Genomic DNA, 21913 nt, shown 5'->3' on the forward strand with positions numbered 1-21913 from the left:
TGATTATTGCCAGCGCTGACGCAGGTTTTTCGCAGCGGTGACCATATTGGTCAATGCGCTTTGGGTTTCTTCCCAGCCACGTGTTTTTAAGCCGCAATCTGGATTCACCCATAGGCGCTCTAGTGGAATACGCGATTTGGCTTTTTCGAGCAAATCTTCAATCTGCTCAACCGCAGGCACATTTGGCGAGTGAATATCATAAACGCCCGGACCAATCTCGTTTGGATACTCAAAGGCCTCAAAGGCCGTGAGCAGCTCCATCGCAGAGCGCGAGGTCTCAATGGTGATCACATCTGCATCCAAAGCGGCCACGGAATCAATAATTTCGTTAAACTCGCTATAACACATATGGGTGTGGATCTGCGTTTCTGGCTTCGCGCTTGATGCCGAAATACCAAATGCTGCTACTGCCCATTGCAAATAATTCGACCAATCACTGTGTTTAAGCGGCATCCCTTCACGAATCGCGGGCTCATCAATCTGAATGATATTGATGCCGGCATCTTGCAAATCAGCGACTTCATCTTTAAGTACCAAGGCAAGCTGCTCGGCAATGGTTTGACGGCTGACATCTTCACGCGGGAAGGTCCAACACAAAATGGTGACCGGTCCGGTGAGCATCCCTTTAACATGCTTTGATGTCAGAGATTGTGCGTATTTAATCCAATCTAACGTCATCGGGCCATCACGGGTGATATCACCCACCACAATGCCAGGTTTTACGCAGCGTGAGCCATAGCTTTGCACCCAGCCAAATTGGGTCAGCGCAAAGCCGTTCAAATGTTCGGCAAAGTATTCCACCATATCATTACGCTCAGCTTCGCCATGCACCAACACATCCAAATCCAGCGCTTCTTGGCGTGCAATCACATCGGCAATCTCTTGCTGAATTGCTTGGTTATATGCCTGCTCTGTCTTTTTACCCGCTTTAAAATCACGGCGATTAATGCGAATCGCATCGGTTTGAGGGAAAGAGCCAATGGTCGTCGTTGGCAACAGCGGTAAATTCAATGCGCTGCGCTGCAATTTAGCGCGCTCAGCAAATGGCAGTGAACGCTTGGCATCTTGCGCGGTGATCGCGGCCACGCGCGCGGCAACTTCTGGATGATGAATATGGGTGGCTTGTTCGCGCTGGCGAAGTGGTGCGCTATGCGCTTTACACGCTTCAATCGCTTGTGGATCGCCTGAGAGCGCTTTGGCCAATAACGTAATTTCACTGAGCTTTTGCTTGGCAAAGCTAAACCAAGATTGCGTTTCGGCATCCAGTTTTTGCTCCTGCGCCAAATCCATTGGGCTGTGTAGCAATGAACATGAACTCGCAAGCCAGAATCGATCCCCTTTTTCTGCAGCGATAGGTGCCAATGTTTGATACCAATTGGCTAAATCAGCGCGCCAAACATTGCGCCCGTTCACCACGCCCACAGACAAAACCCAATCACTTGGAATGGCTGCAGCAACCGCATTGAGCTGCTCAGGCGCCGCAGCAACATCGATATGTAAACCATCCACGCGCAGTGCTTTGATCGTTTCAAGCTGATGGGTGATATGGTCAAAATAGGTGGTGAGTAGTAACTTCACATCGCCATGCAGGGTCTGGTAAGCCAAATTCGTCGCTTTTAGCCATGCTTCTGGCAGCTCTTGCACCAAAGCTGGCTCATCAATTTGCAGCCATTCAACACCGAGCTTTTTCAAGCGTGCCAAAATCTTTTGGTAGGCACTGAGCAAACGCGGCAAGAGCTCCAGTTTATCGAACTCGCCCCCTTGCGTTTTACCCAGCCACAAATAAGTGATGGGACCGAGCAATACAGGTTTCACCTGATGACCCGATTTTTGCGCTTCTTGAATTTCATTAAAGAGCTGAGGCCATTGCACGTCAAAGCTATCGTCTTGATGAAACTCTGGCACGATGTAGTGATAATTGGTGTTAAACCATTTGGTCATGTCCGATGCTGCCGCGCAGCAACCACAGGGCGACTGACCACGGCCAATACGAAAGAGTGTATTGAGATCGGGATGACCTTCACCATGACGCGCAGGCACATGGCCCAATAGCAAACTAGTAGTAAGTACATGATCATACCAAGCAAAATCACCCGCAGTCACAAAGCTTAAACCAGCATCCTGCTGCTCTTGCCAGTGACGTGCGCGTAGTTCTTGCCCAACAGCTTCAAGCTCAGCTTGGCTGCTTTCGCCGCGCCAATAAGATTCCAATGCAAATTTTAATTCACGTTTTTTACCGATGCGGGGGTAACCCAAAATATGTGTGGTAATCGCCATGGTGAAGCCTCGTCCTTAAGTAATGTTTAATATAATGCTTAACAAGATGTCTGGATGGCTAAAATATGGCGCAATGCTCCCATGAGCTCAATTGCACATTCTTCACATGGCAGATGAAATTTCTTCATTCACAGGAAAATGACGGTTTGAAAGCGCAGACAAACAGAGCGCATCCCACATATAATCGCATCAGGATCGCCAAGCGCAGGATCAACAGATGCAAACTCTGAGCAATGATTTTCAGGCATTAAAACAAGCACAGCAGCAACAACCGCTCGATGCCAGCACTCGCCGAGAGCTGCTTTTGCAGTTAAAAAACGCCATTTTGTCACAGCAATCGCTGCTAGTTGAGGCGCTCAGTCATGATTATGGCTACCGCTCAACCTTTGATTCAGTGCTCGCAGATATCATGCCCTGCGTTCATCATCTCAACTACACGCTCAAACATCTCAAAGGCTGGATGCATCCACAAAAGCGCCGCGCAGGGCTCTCGCTTTGGCCATCAACGCTTGAGGTGCACTATCAAACCAAAGGTGTGGTGGGGATTATTGTGCCGTGGAACTTCCCCATCAATCTCAGCCTCAATCCCTTAGTGACCGCCCTTGCAGCGGGTAATCGGGTGATGGTGAAGCTAAGCGAGCTGACACCGCAGACCAACGCGGCGCTGCGCCAACTTTTAGCACCTTTTGCCCAGTGGATTTGTGTTGTGGAAGGTGAGCAAGCGATCGCCGCGCAATTTAGCGCCCTGCCCTTTGATCATCTGCTCTTTACAGGCTCCACCAAGGTGGGCAAATTGGTCGCACAAGCCGCTGCGAAAAATCTAACCCCCATCACCTTAGAACTTGGGGGAAAATCGCCCGTGGTGATCCTACCCGATGCCGATTTAACTCACAGTATCGATGCCATTTTGCTGGGCAAATGCATCAATGCCGGGCAAATTTGTGTGGCGCCAGACTACGTATTGCTGCCACAGGCGCTGAAAGCCGATTTTATTGCCCGCTATTTTGAGCGATTCCAGCATCACTACCCTCAGGCCATGGGAAATCATTCCGCTGTGCATGCTCTGAGCCATATCATCAATGATCAGCACCACCAGCGACTTCAACACTATCTAGACGATGCCAAGAACAAAGGCGCGCAAATTCACTGCCCGATTGCGCAGCAAGTGCCGCCAAGCGAGCGATTGATGTGGCCACATCTAGTCACTGAGGTCAGTGAGCAAATGCTTTTAATGCAAGAGGAAATCTTTGGTCCGATTTTGCCGCTCATAGGCTATCAAAGCCCAAATGAAGCCGTGGCCTATATCAATGCACACGCTAAGCCATTGGCGCTCTATATTCTTGGCCAAGATAAACACTTACAACAACAGATCATGACAAGTACCCAAAGTGGTAGCGTCGCGATCAACGATACCCTACTACAGGTGAGCGCTGATGACGCGCCCTTTGGCGGCGTAGGTGATTCTGGAATGGGTCATTACCATGGCGAAGAGGGATTTCGCACCTTTAGCCATGCGCGCACAGTGCTACGCACGCCAAGGTGGCTACCGCGCGCCGCCCTCTTACTACGGCATAAAGAAAAGGCGTTGCAATTTTTAGCCAAGTTCTTTTTGAAATAGCAACTGATTGTTTTCTACAAAGCGATGCTTTATCGACTCGCGATTAAATGCGGCAAATCCACCTGCGCTTGCAGGTGGATGATTAAATCGCTAAAAAAATCGCAAAAATCAGACGCCATCTCAGGCAATACGTCTTCAAGTTGCTGAGCATACTGGCTGGCCGATTCACGGGCTAAAACGCGCGAGGACAAACGATTATCAAGCCGTGATAGCGCCGTTTGAATCCCTTGAATCGACTGATAACTTGCAAGCACTTGATAACGCACCAAGCGCGCGACCATGATTTGCACAGAATCGGGCAATATCGACACTTGCTGCAATGCTTGCTGGTGAAACTGCTGTAAAAACTGCGATTTATCAAGCGTGACAAACTGCGCCCAATGCTGGTGCAACAGATAGTCATAGGCAATATCCACCACCACACCTCGCAGCCGCCCCTTATCGCCTAAGCGCGCTTTACTTTGCGCAACGCAAGGATGAGCATCCGTAAAGCGGTCAATTTTAAGATGCAGCTGTAAACCAGCTTGATGCGCGGCGGAGCACTGCGGCCATGGCCGCGCTTTTAAGGGATCAGCAAGTAAATTACCAAGCTGATAATCAATATCGAGCGGTGACAGGAGTATATGGGCGAAATAGTTCATGCGCTGATGATCGGCAAAGTCATGCAATAAATCAAATCGCAAAAAGCCGCATGATGCGGCTTTTTATTCATTCGATAATATCGCTGAATCCCGTTCGGATATTCGCTTTTATCGATTATTTTGCTTTGCAAGTTCATCCAGAGGCAACCAATGTACGGTGACCCCAGCTTGCTTAAACATATCATCGCTCACGCGAATCTTTTCGCCCCAGCGAGATAGAAAATCTTCACTTTGCTCCGGACAGTAAACCGATTTAATACCGGTTTGAATCAGCTTAGCGGCGCAATTTGGGCAAGGAAAATGCGTGACATAAATTTCACATCCTTCAAGGCTACGCTGAGCAAACAGGATCGCATTTTCTTCTGCATGAATGGTTTTAAGGAGTTTCATTTCGCGGTCGTCAATATGCGCACTATCAGAAACACCCGTGGCATAACCATTAAACCCCACAGAAATAATGCGGTTTCCTGAGGTGATCACCGCGCCCACTTGCGTGGATGGATCCTTACTCCAAGACGCAACCAACTCCGCCATTTGATAAAAACGCACAGACCATTTTGAGATCATCAAACTATCCCCTTACAACCTTATTCTGCATGCGCTCCGGCATACCATGGTATTTTTACCGTATTGTGCAGTCTTGCTTATCGAGACTCAAGTGAATATTCGGTCAGCCGCCGCCTCAAGGTCTTGCGCTTTATCTCCTCTCATTGCCAATAAGCCAGCGAAAAAAACGCAGCCTTCGCTGCGTTTTTATCTCGTGATACAAACGTCACTACTCTTCAAGTGTGCTTAAATCACCTTCATCTTGCCCCAACGCCCGCGCTTTTAATACGCGACGCATAATTTTACCCGAGCGTGTTTTAGGTAAAGATTCCACGAACTCCACAGATTCAGGCATAGCAATTCGTCCCATCTCTTTGGCAACATGCTCACGCAGCTCCACAGCTAAATCCTTACTGGCAGTGGCACCCTCTTTTAAAATCACATAGGTGTGAATAGCGCTACCTTTCAGCTCATGGGGTAAACCAATCGCCGCTGCTTCACTAACGTTGTGATTGCTCACTAATGCACTTTCAATCTCGGCAGTACCCAAGCGATAACCACTGACTTTTAGTACCTCATCCATACGGCCAATGACCCAGATATAACCATCATCATCGATTTTTGCGCTATCGCCCGCGAGGTATCGCCAGTGACCATCGGCTTGCTGCGACCAATACAGCTCTTGATAACGTGCATCATCATTAAAGATGGTGCGCGCCATACCGGGCCATGGGTTTTCAATCACCAATTTGCCCTCTTCATTAGCAGCAACTGCATTGCCTTGGTCATCCACCACTTTCATCACATTGCCAAAGAAGGGTTTAGTCGCCGAGCCTGGTTTGAGTGGCGTAATGGGCAATGGACAAGCCATAAAACCGCCGGTTTCAGTTTGCCACCAAGTATCGATAATCGGGCATTTATCTTGGCCAATCACGTGGTGATACCACTTCCATGCCTCTGGATTAATAGGCTCACCCACACTGCCCAGCAAACGCAGACTGGATAAATCATGCTTTTGTGGCCAGCGGTCGCCAAAGCGCATTAAGCCGCGAATCGCCGTGGGAGAGGTATAGAGAATATTGATGCCGTAGTTCTCAATAATCTGCCACCAACGATTAGGATAGGGATAATTGGGCGCGCCTTCATAGAGCATCAGGGTGGCACCATTAATCAGCGGGCCATAAACGATATAGCTGTGACCGGTGATCCAACCAGGATCGGCAGCGCACCACCAGCGGTCTTCTGGCTTAATATCAAAGGCCATACGATGGGTGGTTGAGGTATACACGGCATAACCACCATGGGTATGCAGCATCCCTTTCGGGCGCCCCGTGGTACCTGAGGTATAAAGAATAAATAACGGGTCTTCGGCGCTGGTGGGCTCGGTTTCACATTTTGGACTCGCAATGGGCAGCGCTTTGAGGTCATGCAGCCAAAAATCACGCGCTGGCTCCATATCGACATCTAGCTCATTGTTTTTAACACAGATGCACACCTCAATCGAAGGTGAGCGTTTCATCGCCTCATCCGCCACTGATTTAAGATCCACCGCTTTACCGCGGCGCCATCCTCCATCTGCGGTGATGAGCACCCGTGATTGCGCATCATCAATACGTGATGCCAAGGCTTCTTGACTAAAACCGCCATAAACCACAGAGTGAACCGCACCAATTTTGGCACAGGCGAGCATGGCAAAAACCAGCTCTGGGATTTGCGGCATATAGATGGTCACAATATCGCCTTTATTAACCCCCATGCTTTTCAGCACATTGGCAAATTGGCACACCTCACGATTTAAACCGTTGTAGGAGTAATTGCGAACTTGACCGTTCTCACCCTCCCAAATAATGGCCATTTTGTTGCGATTAGCATTAAGCAAATGCCGATCGATGGCGTTGTGCACGATATTGATCTCACCGCCAACAAACCATTGATAAAATGGTGCGTTACTTTCATCGAGCACGCGATCCCATGGTTTAAACCAAGACAGCTGCGCGGCTTGCTCCGCCCAAAATCCCTCTCGGTCTTGCACAGAATAATCATATAGCGCCTGATAATCGCTGACATTGGCTTGGGCGATTACATCTTCACTGGGATAGTAAAGTTCGCTCTTATGGGTATCGGTCATCACTTGCCTCCTTTGCATGGTCTCGCTTAGGTGCACTTTTATGCATTGCACATCAGGTGCAGCTAAACGTTGTCAGGGTAAGTGAAGCAGTAATGTCCATTTCTCGCCGAGCAAATGGCGAACCTTCGATCAATCGCTCGCTTACGCGTAATTTCAGCGATAGCTTGTTGCAAAAGACCTTTTAAAAATCATGGATAAAAGCGGGCATCAAAATTTGAACATAAAAAAAGCACGCATCGCGTGCTTAAAAAAGAGATGTTGCGATTAAGCAAGCTGATATTGCAGACATTTCGCCTCAAGGTCTGCTTGAAATGTTGAAAAGTTGGGATCAGACATTTGCTCTAATAGCATCAAAAATAGTTTGAGTTCAGTATGCACATAGGAGAAATGAGCCACTTTCGAAGCCTTCATTTTCTCTTTTGAAAGTGCTTGCTGGCTGATATGAGTCAGCGCCATATCCCACTTATACCAAAACATGTCATAACGTTTTTTTGCCGACCCCATATATCGATAAGCAAGCTGCCACTGATGATCGGCTAGCAAATCTAACCATAAAAATTCGCTACATTGGAGCGCTAACTGAGGCTGATGTTGATCAAGGTTTATAAAAATAGCCAATGGCGTTTCACCTTGCTGACTCAAACGGTGCATAGCGCGATATTCATTAAATAACTCAGGCTCTTGGCTTTGCTCAAATGCAGATAGAATGTCTGCTTGGCGCGCCATAAATCGCTCTCGTGCAGGCGCATACCGCTGACCTAAATCAAACCACTCCATTAAACAATAAGATAAACGCACCCCGCGCCATGCCTGATTTTCCGCTAAAGCATGGTCAAAAAAATATTCAAAATGCGCAAGTGCTTGCCCATCATCGCCATCCTTCACAGCTTGCCGTGCTTGCTGCAAATATGTTTTCGCATCCATCAACATGTCCATTTGTGCTCGTCTGCAATCTCATCAATCCATTTTCACCCAGCATTCTACTATTAAAAATAAATATCATTATCAATCAAATTTATGCACTGAGATCCATTCCGCACTTCGTTGTCACCTCTACATCCTATTTGCTGAAAATAATCAAGAAGAGCGCCAATCTGTCAATTTTTGAGCGAGATTGTCTACCTCTAAATCACGGCAATGATGGCTGTATTGAGAAAAATCAACAGCTTTCGATGCTGCGAAGGAACTAACATTTGCAAGCAGCAAAGTCTCAATTTACCGAGACGAAATACCATTTCCCAGCAAGTACAAATCTGTGCACTAGGATCAAAAGGCCAAGAATCTGGACTAAGCGCTTAGGCGCTCACCCCACCAATCTCATGACATAGTTCAATTGGCCAGTGGAGGGCTGTTATTGATGGATGCAGGTATTCGCACTCGCAAATTCTCACTTCGCTTTACAGTGGGAACCTTATTTCTCATCACCACCATACTGACGGCCACCATCGCCATTAGTCTGCAGTACTATTTTACGCAGCAGATGGCGCAGGAGCATGTGCTCGCAAAATTAACAAGAAGCAGCCGCCAAGTGAGCGATCATATTCAGCAAATTGAAACCAGTGCATCCAGTAGCGCCAAAATTTTGCGCAGTATTTCTGTCGCATCACCAGAAGGATTTAGCGAGCAACATACGCGCGATATTTTTATTCAGGTGCTGATTGATAACCCGCTGTTTTATAGCCTTTATTACGGCAATAAAAATGAAGACTTTTATCAAATCATCAATCTGGATTCATCGCCACAGGTACGCGATCGTATTCAGGCGCATCACAGCGATCGCTGGGTGATTATCGACATTCAAGGGACGGGAGAACAAAGGCAGCGCAAAACACAGTTTCTCAATAGCAACTTACAACTGCGCAAAGAGACCTATGAGCCGAGCAATTTTTATCCGACCCAGCGCCCTTGGTTTCATGCAGCCCCCCCTAATGACGTGTACAAAACCGCGCCCTATTTATTTAAACACCTACAAATTACCGGCCAAACCTATTCAACACGCAGCCAACGCTCCGTTATTGGTGTAGATATTGTTTTGTCATCGATCAGTGAAAAACTCAACGCCGACTATTTGGGATTTGAGCAAACACCGTCTGTGGAAGCTTTTGTTTTTAGCCAAAATGGACAAATCATTGCATCAAATCAAAAACAAACCTTTGCCAATAAAATTCAGGCACGCCCGCACCTCATATTGACCGATGAGCAAAAGACGACAATTGCCCGTACCCCCATCCTGCGTTTATCGAATCAAAATGATTGGGCGCCCTATGATTTTTCACGGGCAGGCGAGCCGCAAGGTTACGCCATTGATCGATTAAAGATGATTGCAGATATCACAGGACTAGAGTTTGAATTCGTCAATGGATTTAATCCAAAGGTGCTCGCTCATCAATTTTCTCAACAAAAAATCGATTTTTTACATGGCATCACGCCTGCCGATGCCAATCAGCTACTTTCCGTGGAACTCTTTAAAAGTCCCCTTGCCATCGCTCAGCTAAAGCCCAATCAAAATCCTAACGATCTTTTACAGCTCTCCGATTTAAAAAATAAAACCATTGCCATTGTTGAAGGAAGAGGCATCGCGCAGTGGATAGAACAGACCCTCAATCACCAAGATATGGCGATTCAATGGCTCAAGGTCGATAACTTGGCGCAGGCTCAAATCAACGTTCGTCAGGGAAAAGCCGATCTGCTGATAGATAGTCAGCTTGCGTTAATGAAGATGCCACAACCGCCGGGGCAAGCACCGCTACTTCAACAGCCTTTGATCAATTTACCTCCCATGCCCATTTATCTTTGGCTTTCCGCGCAACACGCTGCGCTTCAACCCATTGTGGATGCCGCCAACCAAGCCATCTCCACAGAGCAGCAACAACTGCTATCAAGTCGATGGCTCAATCAAAACACAGCAAGACAAGGACAAGTGCCCTATCCAAAGCTGATGCAAATAGCTCAAGATCCCCAGCAACATCACCAGATGATCTTGAGCCAAAATGGACGTCACTTTTTTTATATCAGTCCAGTCTCACATAAAGAGGATGAGTTCTTTGCCGTAGCGATCCCCAGCACCATGATCACCCAGCTGGTTTGGCAAAAGCTCTATACCGCAATCGCCATTACACTTGCTGTCATGCTGATGCTACTCCCCTTGGCTTGGGCCTTTGGCGCTCCCATTGTTCGCCCCATTAGCAAGCTTCGCCAGGAAACCGATAAAGTCAAAAATCGCCAATTTGACCAAGTCACATTAATCAATAGCCGAATTCGTGAGGTTCATGAGCTGTCCTTGTCCATGGTCGAGATGGCGCAAAAGCTCAAACTACAAGCGCAAGAGCGCGAAAATTTTGTCGAGGCCTTTATCAAAATTATCGCGCAAGCCATTGATGATAAATCCCCCTATACCGGTGGACATTGTCGCCGCGTGCCTGAGCTTGGGATGATACTCGCAGATATTGTCGAGCAGTGCGATGAAGGCAAATTTGCATCGTTTCATTTTGCCAATGAACAAGAGCGCCGCGAATTTCGCATTGCCGCTTGGCTACATGATTGCGGCAAAATCACCACGCCAGAACACATCGTGGATAAAGGCACCAAGCTTGAGGTGAATTACAATCGCATTCACGAAATTCGCACACGCTTTGAAGTGCTCTGGCGCGATGCTGAAATCGATTATTTGATCTCACAGCTCGATGGCAGCATGAGTCAAGCGCAAGCTGCTGAAAAACGTCTCAAACGTCAAAATCAGCTTCAGCAGGAATTTGCGACCATTGCGCGCGCCAATATTGGTAGTGAGTATATGAGTGCCGATAAAATTACCCAAATTCAAACCATCGGCCAGCAAACTTGGGTGCGACATTTTGATAATCGACTCGGGCTCTCACCTTTTGAAGAACAACAACACAAGGACGCGTCAACGACATTCCCTGTTGTCGAAACCTTACTGGCCGATAAGCCCGAGCACATTATTGCGCGCACCGGCACCAGCAAATTTGACCCTAAATTTGGCATCAAGATGCAAGTCCCAGAGCATTTATATAACCATGGCGAGCTCTATAACCTCACCATTCAACGCGGCACCTTAACCGCCGAAGACAGATTCAAGATCAATGAGCATATGATTAGTGGCATTAAAATGCTTGAAGCTATGCCCTTTCCACCAGAGCTAGCACGCGTGCCTCGCTACGCCTCGACCCACCATGAAACCATGGATGGCAAAGGTTATCCGCGCCAACTTAACCAGCGCGATCTCTCCATCGCAGAGCGAATTTTAATGATCGCTGATATTTTTGAAGCCCTTACGGCAGCGGATAGACCCTACAAAAAAGCCAAACCTTATAGTGTTGCCATCGATATCATGTATCAAATGGCCAAAAACAAAAAAATTGATGAGTCGCTCTTTTTACTCTTTTTACAACAAGGCGGTTTTGAGCAATATGCGCGTATCTTTTTGCCTGATGAGCAATTAGATATTGAGCATGTTGATATCAAACGCTATCAAATGCCGCAACCAGCCAAGCACCCCTCCACATAACTCATTGCGTTTCGTAATGCTCTGTTGCTACCGACGAACGGTCAACTGATGCATGACCAAATATAAAAAAGCTTCGACACTCTCGAAGCTTTTTTATGCTTTGGTATGGTTCATTCATGTACGCAATAACAGCCACCTCTCGCGAAAGCGCCTAACAGCGGCCTTTTTTAGCCTGACCAGGCGGGCAAAAATGACCATCATGGTCATGATCATCCTTCGTACTCACCTTGACTTCCACGTCATCCACTTCGCCTTCCACCCGGGTCAACTGACAACCCGAAAGTAAAAATATCGCGCAAAATATCATGCAGCACCGCTTGCATCTCGTAACACGCAGTCTACTCATACGCCACCTCGTCTCACTTGTGCATATTTCAAGTTTAGCGCCGCAAAGCCAAAGACAAATTGCAAAATAGAGATCCACAGTCACATCCAGCCCTCTCATCACGCCCTTATCTGCCCCGCATCGTAGCAACAAGGTTTCGCGTACAAAAAAGCCCAAACCAAGTTTGGGCTTTTAGCGATGCGCTCTATCTCAATACGCGTATACCATCATATGCACCCCAATGGGACAGACGCAAATTGCGACAAGCATTGCAGACAACAATCAACCTTGAATAATTTCCCAGCTATGGCTCATCTCAACACCGGCGCCAAGCATCAAGCAAACCGAGCAGTATTTTTCTAAAGAGTCAGCGGTCACTTGTGCCACCACGGCTTGATCTAGATTGTCACCCGTGACTTCAAAATGAATATTAATTTTAGTGAAAAGACGCGGCGCACTGTCGCGGCGCTCAGTGGTCAATTTAGCCACGCAGCCTCGAACCTGCTGACGCGCTGATTTTAGACCGTCAATGACATCCACAGAGCTACAGCCGCCTGCAGCAATCAGCACCATCTCCATCGGGCTAGGCGCACTCTTACCGCCACTGCCATCCATCACCACGCTATGGCCGGTGCCGGACTGACCTACAAATTGAAACCCTTCCAACCATTTTACTTCTGCTTGCATCTTAGCTCTCTACTCGTCATACCCTATAGGGCTCACTGAATATCTACCGAAACATCGGCGACACAATCACGCCGTCCTCAGTAGATTATGCTAATTCCAGAGCAAAGGTCATGAGCTTTACTCGCATATTTTGCACTAAAGCATGATTCATCGAGGGCGGGCTGCCTCACCAAAGACTCAGTCAATCTGAACTATGATCAATAAAGGATGAAACATGAATCAACCCGAGAAAGGAAGCCAATATTGCGATACTTGCTCATCATCTTTTGCGCCTTGCTCTCACAGCCAAGCGATGCTGGCAGCTTGTATTTGGGTGGATGGTCACATCACTTTGTTGATGATATTACCAATGAAACCCATGAGCTGGTCGCCATTGAATATCAAAACGTTATTGTTGGTACTGCTATCAATTCCTATGCTCGGCGAGCATATTTTGTCGGCGGCGATTTTTCTACGGTCAAATATCACCTTGAATGGGGTGTTATCGCAGGGCTAATGACAGGCTATCGCGATGACGAACACCCCCTCATTGTAGGCAGCATATCTCCCATGGCCTTAGTCTACGTAACACCTGATTGGCCGGTTAGCCCCACTTTGGCCATCGCACCCAAATTCGCCATGCTGACCTTTAAGGTTCGCTGGTGAGCTCACGCCATCATAAAATAGCGCACCAGCAGCCAAACTGCGCTCACCAGAATCACGCTGAACGTGCCAACCATCCCGATAAAACGAAAACGGAGGGGCTCATTGACTTGGCGAATCCCCCAGGCATGCAATATACGACTAAGTAGCAGCACAAATGCCAAGCAGTGAATGGCCACAGCGCTCATGGCCAATCCCAGTTGAATTTCGAGACAGAGCAGAAGCAATAGGCTCAAGGGGACATATTCCGTGAAATTAGCTTGCGCGCGAATGGCGCGTTGCAGCAGTACGTCATCGCCATGACCCACAGCAATTTTCGCGCGACGTCGACAGCGAATCACTTGCGCGCTAAGCAGCAATAAAAACAAAGAAAAAACCGCAATATAAAATGGCATCACCATGATCCATCACCTTTGGTTGTGCATGAACCATTTCAGTATTGCTTAAAATGCTCAATTTCACTGGCTTTACGTGCTGATTGAATTGATGTCATCGAGACAACATCAAGCTACACTATATCATTATGCACGCCATTGAATATTCGGAGCGCCTCCATGACTCTTATCGCAGCCCCCTCCATTGAAGCCGCCTTTTTAAACATTGCGCAAAATCTCAGTACCAATCTCAGTGCAGAGCAGCAATATCAGTCCATTGTAGAAAGCATGACCAGCGTCTTTCCCTGCGATGCCAGCGCCCTGTTTGTCCTTGATGAAGCAGGATTTCTCACCCCAGTGGCGGTCAAAGGTTTATCGACCACCGTCTTGGGTCGGCGCTTTTTTCCCAAAGCACACCCACGCCTTGAGCGCATTATGCAATCGCGTGTCCCTGTCCGCTTTGATGCCCATAGCGATCTGCCCGATCCCTTTGATGGCCTACTCAATGACAGTGAGATCAGCATTGATGTCCATGATTGTTTAGGATGCAGCCTGTCGATTCAAAACCAAGTGGTGGGCGTTCTCACCCTTGATGCTTTAGAAGTGGGTGCGTTTGATCAAATTGATCCGGTTGTTATTGATACCTTTGCCGCACTCACCGCTGCAACCATGCGCAATATTGCGCAGGTTCAAGCGCTTAAAGCGCAAAATCAAAAGCAGCAAAATCTCACCCAAACCTTGATTCAGCAAGCGCGAATCCAGCAGGGCGAGATGATTGGCTTAAGCGATGCCATGACCCACCTGCGCAGCCTCATTCACACCGTTGCACCGTCTAATTACGCGGTTTTAATCACGGGCGAAACAGGGACGGGTAAAGAGCTTGTGGCGCATGCCCTGCACGCGCAATCGCAGCGTGCCGATAAGCCGATGATCTACGTGAACTGCGCCGCACTCCCCGAAGGATTGGCCGAAAGTGAGCTGTTCGGTCATATCAAAGGTGCGTTTACCGGCGCCAATCAAAACCGCGCGGGTAAATTTGAACTCGCCGATGGCGGTACCCTCTTTTTAGATGAGCTGGGCGAGCTACCGCTCCTATTGCAAGCCAAATTGCTGCGCGTGATTCAGCAAGGTGAGCTACAGCGGGTGGGGAGTGATGCCCATTTACTCGTAGACGTTCGAATTTTGGCGGCCACCAATCGCAATCTTGAAGAGGAAGTGGCTAAAGGCACTTTTCGCGCTGACCTCTACCATCGCCTCAATGTCTTTCCCATTCATGTGCCGCCGCTGCGTCATCGCGATGGCGATATTCCCGTGCTTGCCGGTTATTTACTGGAAAAAGTACGTCAACAATTTCATGCCCCAAACTTACACGTTCACCCCAGAGCCTTGGCACAGCTAGAGCGCCTACCTTGGCCTGGCAACGTGCGAGAGCTCGAGCATGCCCTCACTCGCGCTGCGCTGCACGCTATCGGCCAGCAGCAAACCGTAATTGAACTGCATCATTTTGGTGACCAACTACCTGCCAATGATGTTAAAAACACAACAACTCTATTACCCCAACAATCACAGCCCATGCGTGAACTGGTTGAGGATTATCAAAAAGCCCTCATTGTGCATGCATTGAGCAAAAATAATGGGGTTTGGGCACAGGCGGCTGAATTCCTCCAGATGGATCGCGGTAATCTCTATCGTATGGGTAAAAAACTTGGTCTAACAAAAGGTTAAAGATTCTTCACTGACATGCTCACTGCGTGTAAAAAAGACATCAATTTTGATGTCTTTTTTATATCGCGAGTCATTCCAAATACACTTAATCCTCTTATAAAACAAGAACTTAAAAACTGGCACGCAAGCTGCAATCTCACCATCATTCATCGCCACAACATGGCGTTATTACATCAATTTTCGCGCATGACGCGATTTAGATTTATCACTGGAGATATGCATGTTCTGTATTCAATGCGAGCAAACCATTCAAACCCCAACCATCAAGGGCTGCTCTTTTGCCCAAGGGATGTGTGGCAAAACTGCGGAAGTATCCGACCTACAAGACGTGCTCGTCTATGCATTACAAGGCGTTTCTTTCTGGGCAACCCAAGCGCAAACCCACTGCATTGAAGACACTGAAATCAATCAATGGGCACCTAAAGCCTTTTTCGCCACACTGACCAATGTGAACTTCGATCCAGCGCGAATTTTAGAGCTCACCAACCAAGCGGCAGCCTACAAGGCACGTTTACAATCTCAAGTGATGGCCGCTGCCATGCTCACAGACGCTGAGATGCAGGCGCTACCAGCGGTTGCGACCTTTGTACTTCCAGAAACAGCGGAAGAGATTTTAGCGCAAGCCCCACAAATGGCTGTCAACCGCGGTAAAGAGAGCTTGCATGAAGATGTGATTGGCCTGCGTTTACTCTGCCTTTATGGCTTAAAAGGCGCAGCTGCGTATATGGAGCATGCGCGTGTACTGGGTCAAACCAATCGCGAGATTTACAACGAATATCATCAAATCATGGCGTGGCTAGGCAGCGAGCCCACTGATCTCAATGCCCTGCTTGAGTGCGCAATGCAGATCGGTATGATGAACTACAAAGTGATGGCGATGCTGGATCAAGGCGAAACCGATACCTTTGGTCACCCAACCCCAACAGCGGTCAATGTTAAACCGGTGAAAGGCAAATGTATTTTGGTTTCAGGTCATGACTTGCACGATCTCGAGAAAATCTTGCAGCAAACCCAAGGCACTGGCATTCAGGTGTATACCAATGGCGAAATGCTACCGGCACATGGCTACCCAGAGCTGAATAAATATCCGCACCTTGTAGGTAACTACGGTAGCGCATGGCAAAACCAACAAAAAGAATTTGCCAACTTCCCTGGTGCGATTGTGATGACCTCGAACTGCCTACTCAACCCAAATGTCGGCCAATACGCAGATCGCCTCTTTACTCGCAGCATTGTTGGCTGGCCAGGCGTTCGCCATATTGAAGGGGATGATTTTAGCGAAGTGATCGCCTGCGCCGAGGCGCAAGAAGGCTTTGCGCATAATGAAATCGAGCAGATGATCACAGTTGGCTTTGGCCGCAACGCACTGATGAATGCCGCGCCTGCTGTGATTGAGCAAGTCAAAGCAGGCCATATCAAGCACTTCTTCCTTGTCGGTGGTTGCGATGGTGATAAATCAGAGCGTAGCTACTACACCGATTTTACGGCGCAAGCACCTGAAGACACGCTGATCCTGACCTTGGCCTGCGGTAAATTCCGCTTTAACAAAAACCAATTTGGCGAGATCAACGGTATTCCGCGTCTTTTGGATGTGGGCCAATGTAACGATGCCTACTCTGCGATTCAGCTGGCCATTGCCCTTGCCGATGCCTTTGACTGCGGCATTAACGACCTTCCGCTGACCCTTGTGTTGTCTTGGTTTGAGCAAAAGGCCATCGTGATCCTATTGACCCTCTTTGCGCTGGGCGTGAAAGGCATCTACACCGGCCCAACGGCACCTGCGTTTTTGACCGATAACCTGATTGCCATCATTCAAGAAAAATTTGATATGCGCATGATCAGCGACGTTGAAAGTGATTTGAACACCATTTTGTCTGCGTAATCGCGCATTCATCGTTCTCAAAAGCAAGTGCGGCGCCATCGCGCCGCACTTCTCATTTCAAATTTTCCATCCGTTATACGGTCAAAGTAAGTGAGATTCGTTATGTCTTTCGATTGGTCTTCTCCCCTACCTTTTCGCTGTCAAAGCAAGCATCAAGAAACCCCTCAAGCTGTCACTCTTGAGCTTGCGCCGCTCTTTGCTGCCGATCGCTTTGATTACAAACCCGGACAGTTTATTTCACTGGGTATCATGCACAAAGACCAATGGGTCTATCGCGCCTACTCACTCAGCAGCCTTGCTCACGAGCCCATCCTGCGCATCACAGTTCAAGCCGTAGACAAAGGGCTGGTTTCAAACTATTTGGTCCACCAGCTTGCAGTCGGCGAAACGCTGCAACTGATGGCGCCCGCCGGTCCATTTAACTGCATCGACCAAGCGGCAAAAATCAATGATGGCACACGTCAAGCCGTACTGGTAAGCGCAGGTTGCGGCATCACCCCAGTCTTTGCCATGGCGCAATATTGGCTGAGTCAGCCTGAACCTTGCGATGTGCACTTTATTCATTTGGCCAAATCAAAAACAGACACCATCTATTTTGATGCGCTGCAAACCATGGCCAAGCAGCAGCCCAATTTTCATCTTCACCTGCTCCTCAAGGATGCTATGACACCTTCGCAGGCGCAGCAGCGCTTTGATGGCCATTGGTTGCAAAGCTTAGTACCTGATTTTATGCAGCGCAGCATCTATCTCTGTGGCCCAGAGCAACTGATGCAACAAACTGCGCAAAGCCTTGAAGCGCTCAATTTTGAGATGGCACATTTTCATCATGAAAGTTTTACGCCAGGGCCTCACGCATCAATAGGCACAACAACAAGTACAGCAATCAGCACAGCGGCAGTCACCGCAACAGCGCATGACGAGGCCGCCCCTGTGCAGATCACGGCACCCGCCTTTGGAGCGACCATGCAAGCCAATGTGGGTGATAACCTCGCCGATAAGCTTGAAGAGATGCAATTGCCAATTTTGGCAGTATGTCGAAGCGGTGTGTGCGGCGCCTGTAAGTGTAAAGTAACCCCAGGCTCCGTGGACAGCAGCAGCCAAGAAACACTCAGCGCGCAAGAGATTGAAGATGGTTATGTATTGGCGTGTAGCTCAACCCTAAAAGCGGATACAGAAGTCCAACTGGGTTAATCTTTTTCCTCCAGATCCATATTGATATTCATGGCCACGGAAAAGCCGCGACTTTCGAACCCCAAATGTCAAGACATCAGGTTTCGATTGCGCGGCTTTCTCAAATACCATGTTCTAATGCCAAGGCGCTGTTTAGGGCTTCATTTGGCACTAATTTTAGCGCCTTGAATTAGACGTTTTTTATTTAGACGTCTAGGCATCGCTATTCTTGCGCCGAGACAGGCGCTTGTACTGTGGTTTTTTCTGCGGTGCGTCGGCATGTTTGCTCTAAGGTTTCCCCCGCCGTCGCTTGTAAGCCTTGATACACACCGCAGGGCCAAATGAGACCAATTTCATCTTCCAGATACCAATAAACAGGCTCTGTGGCGCACCAATAAAGCTGGTCATAGCGCCAACTATCGCCATTTTTTTGCATCACCGCCCACAGCGCTTTATCTAAGCCATGGTCACAGTAATGGCCTTGATACCAAGGCTTGGCGTCTTTTTCGCTCTCAATTTCTCCAACCACCACAGCCCAGTCTTGATCGACATTGACCCTTTCCACCGAAATCGTCACAGCTTGGCCGAATTCAACGCGCGCTTTTTGCTCAAGTGCCGCGATCACCGCTGACTGCTTCTTATCTAAAGACTGTTCCTCTAAAGCCTGTGCCCCTAAAGACTGCGCATGAACCAAAGCCGTCGCGATAAGGCAAGTAAAGACTGAACAAAACGTCAATGCGCGCATAAAAATTCCTTTTTTATCAAACAATGAAATCGAGATATTACAACAAAATAACAGTTAAAGTTCATATATATCAATATGATATGGTTTTTATTTATTTTTTATCGCATAAAAACCAAGCGATTAACCAAGCTTTTAGCCAAGCCAAGACAGCATCACGCCAAGCGCCGCCAGACTCGCAACCACGCAGCTTGCAATTTTTAACCAACAATAGGGATGCGCCCCCTGCACTTTGCCCGTTTGCCCATTGATCAACACTTGGAATAGTTTGCCCTGATACTGATAGGCCAACACCCAAACCGGCAGCTGTAGGGGCTGTTCAATAACATCGAGATATTGCGTTTCTTTATGATGAATACGCTGGGCATCACCGCCGATATCCAAACGGATAGCGTGTTCAATCTCCGCCTGCATTCGTTCTTTAGCACGTGCATATCCCGCGGCCATATCGACTTGAAAATCCACACATACATCTACTGAGAGACAATCTGCTTGATCATCGACCTGTAAGCGAAGATCCCAAGGTTCAAGTTGATGCAAACGCGCTGTTGAAATTACATGCGCCGCAGGTACCAGTACATCCTGACATCGCGTGGGAACAAAACCACTCACCGAACGCCAGCTTGTTCGCCGCTCAGGCTGAGTCACACTTTTCCCATCGGAATTGGTGCGCGTCACATCGATATAGAAATCATCACCACGCTCGCCGCTATAACGGGTTTTCGTATCACACCCATATAGCCAATAAGGCATATACATGCTCTGGCATCGATGAAGCCAAGTGCGCTGCTGCAAAAAACCATGCGGCACAAACCAGCGAGCGCGAAGCCACTGTTGCAAATGCGCGAAAGCCGCATCTCGTGTGACTTGAAAAGGCAACATGCGAAAAAGCTGACTGTGCTTGTCACCATGTGTCTCATATGCCCTGTTTGGAATATGGCAAGGCTCGCATGGCAAATCGCACAATGGGCAGCGCACAGCGTCGCGCCTTTGTGCAAAACGATTTTGCTCAAAATAGATTTGGCTAACGCTAACTTGTGCGTCGCAATGCTGGCAATTGAGCACTACGCGCGCCTGCTGACAAAACGCCACATCAGTCCCTGAGTGCTTCATCGGCATTTGCCACAAGCCGTACACCATCATGCTCAGCGCTTGTCGCAATCTTGCCGCTATGCACCGCTAAATTTTGATTTTTGATGCCACCACCCCATCATCGCCTCCATGCAACGCCAATCAATTCATGACCTCATCGCCACGGAATTATAGGTAAGTGAATGATTGAATAAGTGATTAATTATGGTTATCAAGACTGGATGCGGCAACGCACAGCAATCTGTAAAGCCATGAAAACGTTCTAAAATCTTAGCTGTAACAGAGGGAGTTTTTGCATTGAGGCGTTTTTACATTGAGGATTGCTTGTAAGGATGACCGCTTTCAATCCAAGCCCATAAAAAAACCTCAGCACTGGCTGAGGTTTTAATGCGCGAGAGCGCCCAACTTACCAAAATGATTGATCAGCCAATGCCGACGCGCAGGCCGTTGGCCCAATCAACACCGCCAATGGCTCAGTTGTCAGTGATTGCGCCAGCCAACCATGGGGATAAGATAACGTCAGCGGCGCTGGAATCTGCGCTTCTGTGACCTGCTCAAACCCCACTTTGCCGTAAAAATTAGGGTCGCCGTAGGTGATGGCGATCTGATAGCCCTGCTCTTTCATCATATTGAGACCAAAGGTAATCAGTTGCTTACCAATCCCCTGACCTTGATGAGACGTTGCCACGGCCACTGGCGATAGCAAAATCGCTTTTTCTTCGCCGCCATGGCGAAATACGGTCAAAATAATCGCCCCGACAATCAGCTCCTGTTCGATGGCGACAAAACAAAAGCAATCAGATTGCGGCGTTGTCGTTAAAAGATCGCGCGCAAGCTGGCCAATCAGTGCGCCTTCAGTAGGCCCTTCGGCATCTGAAAAAGTCTGGCGAAATAGTCTTTCAATCGGCGCAAACTCTTGGGCAGAATGAAGCGAAAAATGCATTGGATTCTCTCTTTATTTTCTTTTTTCGAAGTGTAACGATCTTTGGCCATTTTGGGCAGCCGCTAACCATTTTTTGTTGACCGACACGCGAAATCAGCCTGCATTTTTATGCCCGTAAGGTCACTCACCCCCATCACTCATCGCAAAATAAATACAATCTTCTACGACGCAATTCTGTTACTATCAAGCCAGTATTCATCGCATTCTATGCATTTTGATAAGAGAGACTCAGATGAGTTCAAGCATCGATCAGTTCAAAGCGGAACTAGAAAATTTTGTCGCCCAAACCCGTCAAACAAATCTGGTTTGGGGCCTATGTCTTGATGAAGTGGAATGGCTATCCGTTGATTCCAGCGAATTTGAAAACAGTGAAGTAATGCCATTTTGGTCGAGCGAAGAAGCCGCTCGCGCGCATTGCGTTGAAGAATGGGCTGAGTTTGAAGTGACCTCCATCGATTTGGATCTATTCACCAACGAATGGATGACCACCCTGTCAGAAGATGGTGTATTGGTTGGCCTCAACTGGAATGACGCCCTAGAAGGCGCAGAGCTTGAGCCAGAAATGGTGACTAAACTTTTCAGCAAATAATCGATTG

Annotated in this window: 17 protein-coding genes; 7 read left to right on the top strand and 10 right to left on the bottom strand. The window is 48.1% G+C overall.

Going from position 1 to position 21913, the window contains the following annotated elements:
* Positions 1-3: 3 nt before the first annotated feature.
* Entirely contained in the window at positions 4-2277 is a 2274-nt protein-coding gene (gene metE, locus L9P36_RS08260; protein ID WP_237466227.1) for a 5-methyltetrahydropteroyltriglutamate--homocysteine S-methyltransferase, read from the bottom strand.
* 217 nt (positions 2278-2494) lie between these two features.
* Here metE and L9P36_RS08265 point away from each other — a divergent pair, with 217 nt between their 5' ends.
* Positions 2495-3895, top strand: a complete 1401-nt coding sequence (locus tag L9P36_RS08265; RefSeq protein WP_237466228.1) for a coniferyl aldehyde dehydrogenase — start codon at positions 2495-2497, stop codon at positions 3893-3895.
* A 29-nt stretch (positions 3896-3924) separates the two neighbouring features.
* Here the strand turns inward: L9P36_RS08265 and L9P36_RS08270 are convergent, their stop codons facing one another.
* From L9P36_RS08270 to L9P36_RS08285, 4 genes are all read right to left on the bottom strand, one after another.
* Positions 3925-4578 carry an acyl carrier protein phosphodiesterase gene (locus L9P36_RS08270; protein WP_237466229.1) on the bottom strand — a complete coding sequence of 218 codons (654 nt, stop codon included), beginning with the start codon at positions 4576-4578 and terminating at the stop codon, positions 3925-3927.
* Positions 4579-4644: 66 nt separating this feature from the next.
* Positions 4645-5103 carry a dCMP deaminase family protein gene (locus L9P36_RS08275; protein ID WP_237466230.1) on the bottom strand — a complete coding sequence of 153 codons (459 nt, stop codon included), beginning with the start codon at positions 5101-5103 and terminating at the stop codon, positions 4645-4647.
* A 208-nt stretch (positions 5104-5311) separates the two neighbouring features.
* Positions 5312-7210, bottom strand: coding sequence for an acetate--CoA ligase (gene acs, locus L9P36_RS08280; protein ID WP_237466231.1), 1899 nt, complete (start codon positions 7208-7210; stop codon positions 5312-5314).
* A gap of 264 nt (positions 7211-7474) precedes the next feature.
* A complete protein-coding gene (locus tag L9P36_RS08285; RefSeq protein WP_237466232.1) occupies positions 7475-8146 on the bottom strand; it encodes a hypothetical protein in 672 nt (223 codons plus the stop codon).
* Between the two features lie 421 nt (positions 8147-8567).
* Between L9P36_RS08285 and L9P36_RS08290 the strand changes: the two genes are divergently transcribed.
* On the top strand, positions 8568-11735 hold the full coding sequence (locus L9P36_RS08290) for an HD domain-containing phosphohydrolase (protein WP_237466233.1): 3168 nt from the start codon (positions 8568-8570) through the stop codon (positions 11733-11735).
* A 607-nt stretch (positions 11736-12342) separates the two neighbouring features.
* Here L9P36_RS08290 and L9P36_RS08295 read toward each other — a convergent pair.
* Complete coding sequence (locus tag L9P36_RS08295; RefSeq protein WP_237466234.1) at positions 12343-12747, bottom strand: OsmC family protein; 405 nt, start codon at positions 12745-12747, stop codon at positions 12343-12345.
* Positions 12748-12990: 243 nt separating this feature from the next.
* Here L9P36_RS08295 and L9P36_RS08300 point away from each other — a divergent pair, with 243 nt between their 5' ends.
* Entirely contained in the window at positions 12991-13392 is a 402-nt protein-coding gene (locus tag L9P36_RS08300; protein ID WP_237466235.1) for a hypothetical protein, read from the top strand.
* A 2-nt stretch (positions 13393-13394) separates the two neighbouring features.
* Here L9P36_RS08300 and L9P36_RS08305 read toward each other — a convergent pair whose 3' ends face one another.
* A complete protein-coding gene (locus L9P36_RS08305; protein ID WP_237466236.1) occupies positions 13395-13784 on the bottom strand; it encodes an MAPEG family protein in 390 nt (129 codons plus the stop codon).
* Between the two features lie 159 nt (positions 13785-13943).
* Between L9P36_RS08305 and norR the strand changes: the two genes are divergently transcribed.
* The 3 genes from norR to L9P36_RS08320 all read left to right on the top strand — a co-directional run bounded on the left by norR (position 13944) and on the right by L9P36_RS08320 (position 18561).
* Positions 13944-15488: a nitric oxide reductase transcriptional regulator NorR gene (gene norR, locus L9P36_RS08310; protein WP_237466237.1), complete on the top strand. Its 1545-nt coding sequence runs from the start codon at positions 13944-13946 to the stop codon at positions 15486-15488.
* A 220-nt stretch (positions 15489-15708) separates the two neighbouring features.
* On the top strand, positions 15709-17370 hold the full coding sequence (hcp, locus tag L9P36_RS08315; protein ID WP_237466238.1) for a hydroxylamine reductase: 1662 nt from the start codon (positions 15709-15711) through the stop codon (positions 17368-17370).
* Between the two features lie 102 nt (positions 17371-17472).
* Positions 17473-18561, top strand: coding sequence for a flavin reductase family protein (locus L9P36_RS08320; RefSeq protein ID WP_237466239.1), 1089 nt, complete (start codon positions 17473-17475; stop codon positions 18559-18561).
* 202 nt (positions 18562-18763) lie between these two features.
* On the opposite strand, the gene L9P36_RS08325 is transcribed toward L9P36_RS08320, so the two are convergent.
* The 3 genes from L9P36_RS08325 to L9P36_RS08335 form a co-directional block, all read right to left on the bottom strand.
* Positions 18764-19285 (bottom strand): hypothetical protein, encoded by a 522-nt coding sequence (locus L9P36_RS08325; protein ID WP_237466240.1) that lies wholly within the window; start codon positions 19283-19285, stop codon positions 18764-18766.
* 132 nt (positions 19286-19417) lie between these two features.
* Positions 19418-20443, bottom strand: coding sequence for a hypothetical protein (locus tag L9P36_RS08330; protein WP_237466241.1), 1026 nt, complete (start codon positions 20441-20443; stop codon positions 19418-19420).
* A 337-nt stretch (positions 20444-20780) separates the two neighbouring features.
* The gene (locus L9P36_RS08335; protein WP_237466242.1) at positions 20781-21317 is read right to left on the bottom strand and encodes a GNAT family N-acetyltransferase; all 537 of its coding nucleotides are present in this window, start codon (positions 21315-21317) and stop codon (positions 20781-20783) included.
* A gap of 232 nt (positions 21318-21549) precedes the next feature.
* On the opposite strand from L9P36_RS08335, the gene L9P36_RS08340 reads away from it, so the two are divergent.
* Positions 21550-21906, top strand: a complete 357-nt coding sequence (locus L9P36_RS08340; RefSeq protein WP_237466243.1) for a DUF2750 domain-containing protein — start codon at positions 21550-21552, stop codon at positions 21904-21906.
* Positions 21907-21913 lie beyond the last annotated feature (7 nt).

Origin of the sequence: Vibrio stylophorae (genome assembly GCF_921293875.1) — a bacterium.
GTDB lineage: Bacteria > Pseudomonadota > Gammaproteobacteria > Enterobacterales > Vibrionaceae > Vibrio_A > Vibrio_A stylophorae.

Excerpts from the sequence above, each read along its gene's own strand:
- L9P36_RS08305 (WP_237466236.1), bottom strand. The coding sequence starts at position 13,784 with ATGCCATTTTATATTGCGGTTTTTTCTTTGTTTTTATTGCTGCTTAGC.
- hcp (WP_237466238.1), top strand. The coding sequence starts at position 15,709 with ATGTTCTGTATTCAATGCGAGCAAACCATTCAAACCCCAACCATCAAG.
- L9P36_RS08265 (WP_237466228.1), top strand. The coding sequence starts at position 2,495 with ATGCAAACTCTGAGCAATGATTTTCAGGCATTAAAACAAGCACAGCAG.
- L9P36_RS08325 (WP_237466240.1), bottom strand. The coding sequence starts at position 19,285 with ATGCGCGCATTGACGTTTTGTTCAGTCTTTACTTGCCTTATCGCGACG.
- L9P36_RS08320 (WP_237466239.1), top strand. The coding sequence starts at position 17,473 with ATGTCTTTCGATTGGTCTTCTCCCCTACCTTTTCGCTGTCAAAGCAAG.
- L9P36_RS08285 (WP_237466232.1), bottom strand. The coding sequence starts at position 8,146 with ATGGACATGTTGATGGATGCGAAAACATATTTGCAGCAAGCACGGCAA.
- norR (WP_237466237.1), top strand. The coding sequence starts at position 13,944 with ATGACTCTTATCGCAGCCCCCTCCATTGAAGCCGCCTTTTTAAACATT.
- L9P36_RS08275 (WP_237466230.1), bottom strand. The coding sequence starts at position 5,103 with ATGATCTCAAAATGGTCTGTGCGTTTTTATCAAATGGCGGAGTTGGTT.
- L9P36_RS08340 (WP_237466243.1), top strand. The coding sequence starts at position 21,550 with ATGAGTTCAAGCATCGATCAGTTCAAAGCGGAACTAGAAAATTTTGTC.
- L9P36_RS08295 (WP_237466234.1), bottom strand. The coding sequence starts at position 12,747 with ATGCAAGCAGAAGTAAAATGGTTGGAAGGGTTTCAATTTGTAGGTCAG.
- L9P36_RS08335 (WP_237466242.1), bottom strand. The coding sequence starts at position 21,317 with ATGCATTTTTCGCTTCATTCTGCCCAAGAGTTTGCGCCGATTGAAAGA.
- L9P36_RS08290 (WP_237466233.1), top strand. The coding sequence starts at position 8,568 with ATGGATGCAGGTATTCGCACTCGCAAATTCTCACTTCGCTTTACAGTG.
- metE (WP_237466227.1), bottom strand. The coding sequence starts at position 2,277 with ATGGCGATTACCACACATATTTTGGGTTACCCCCGCATCGGTAAAAAA.
- acs (WP_237466231.1), bottom strand. The coding sequence starts at position 7,210 with ATGACCGATACCCATAAGAGCGAACTTTACTATCCCAGTGAAGATGTA.